The following is a 1,685-nucleotide window of genomic DNA, read 5'->3' as shown; positions in this document are numbered from 1 at the left end:
TTGGTCTTATGTCAATATTTTGGACACAAAAAGTCAAACTTTTTTATGCTGCACTTCTAGCTAATAATTCACATTGATCTGGAGTCATGTAATTAATAGAAGAGTGTAGCCTTTTTCTGTTATACCAACCTTCAATATATTTAAAAACAGCCATATTAGCTTCTTCGAAGGTACGATATGTATTTCTGTATATTTCCTCCTTTTTTATTGATGAATGGAAGGATTCTATACAAGCATTATCATATGGACAACCTTTTTTACTAAACGATTGTATAATATTAAATTCTTTGCATAGCTTCTTTAAATCATTGCTAGTGTATTGAGATCCTAAATCGCTATGAAATATTAATTGCTTATTCTTATCTGGAGATTGGCTATAATAAGCATTTTTTAAGGCTTTAACAACTAAATCATTAGTCATTTTCTTACCGAAAGCGTAGCCAATTATTTTTTTAGAATATAAGTCTAGAACTGAAGCTAAATAGCACCAACCATCTTTTATAGTATGAATATATGTAATATCCCCTACCCATTTTTCGTTAATAGAAGTAGTAGTAAAATCTCTTTTCAAAACGTTTTCTAAACCTTCTGCTACCTTTTTACTTGAATGAGGTTTGTATTTTTTTACAGTTATTGCATAAAGGCCAAGTTCAGACATTCGTCTTTGAACTCGCTTCAATGATACATTGAAACCTTCTATACCAAGTATATAATGAATTCTAGGAGCACCATATATGCCTTTATTCTCTTTATATATCCTTTTAATAGCTGATTTTAATTCCTCATTTTCTAGTTCTCTTGTAGATTTAGTTTTATCAAAAGATTTATAATATGTGCTTCTGGCTACGCCTAGAACGGTACACATAGTTTTAATATCATGCTTGTTTTTATTGTTATTTATAAATTCTATTACTTCATCTAATTTCTTGTTGCAAATATGGCCATAGCTTTTTTTAATATTTCATTTTCCTCTTTAATTCTTGCCATTTCTTTTTTTAAAGCTTTAACTTCCTTTAATGTCATAACTTCATTTTCATCTACTTTAATTTCTTTTACATCTTTAATCCAGCCGTTAATTGTTGATTTTGCAATGCCATATTCGCTACTTAGCTCTGCTAAGCTCATTCCTGACTTAAATAATTCTACTATCATATCCTTATATTCTTGATCATATCTTCTGCCCTTTCCCATAATGGACACATCCTTTCTTAACTAAATATTATTTTACTTAGTTCGATTTAATGTGTCCACTACTTTATACTAACACCAAAGAGCTTTTGTAAGAGTAGAAGATTACCAGGAACAAGAATATATAGCTTAAGTATGAATAATAAAAAATAAGTAAATTCATGTGCGCGTACACGCATATACACGCGTATAGGAAAAAAGGGAGCTTGTTCCACTTATTGTTCCATATTATAAGTTATAATATGGTTATTAAAGTATAGTTTTAGCTTATGATAGAATGAATCGTATAATAAGGATAATATTTTTATAGATTTTAGAAAGATAAAATAAATGAATAGATTAATAAAATCAAATAACTATTAAAATATGCAAATTAATCAGTCATAATAAATAAAAATATGGGGCTGTATCAAAAAAAATTTGATATTTGCCGATAAAGAAAAGGAAGTTCGAATTTGAACTTCCTTTTTTGCGCATAGTAATAATATGAAAAACTT

At 28.2% G+C, this 1,685-nt stretch carries 1 protein-coding gene; it reads right to left on the bottom strand.

The window, feature by feature from the left end; genetic code table 11:
- Positions 1 to 43: 43 nt before the first annotated feature.
- Positions 44 to 1,191 (bottom strand): IS3 family transposase gene (locus ARA56_RS16205; RefSeq protein ID WP_242855996.1). Its coding sequence is split into 2 segments (ribosomal slippage): positions 44 to 948 and positions 948 to 1,191, totalling 1,149 coding nucleotides; the frame shifts between segments, so codons are not numbered across the junction.
- Between the last annotated feature and the right edge of the window lie 494 nt (positions 1,192 to 1,685).

The sequence above is a fragment of the Clostridium disporicum genome (assembly GCF_001405015.1).
Classification (GTDB): Bacteria; Bacillota; Clostridia; order Clostridiales; family Clostridiaceae; genus Clostridium; species Clostridium disporicum_B.
This window is presented reverse-complemented; position numbering and strand designations above follow the sequence as displayed.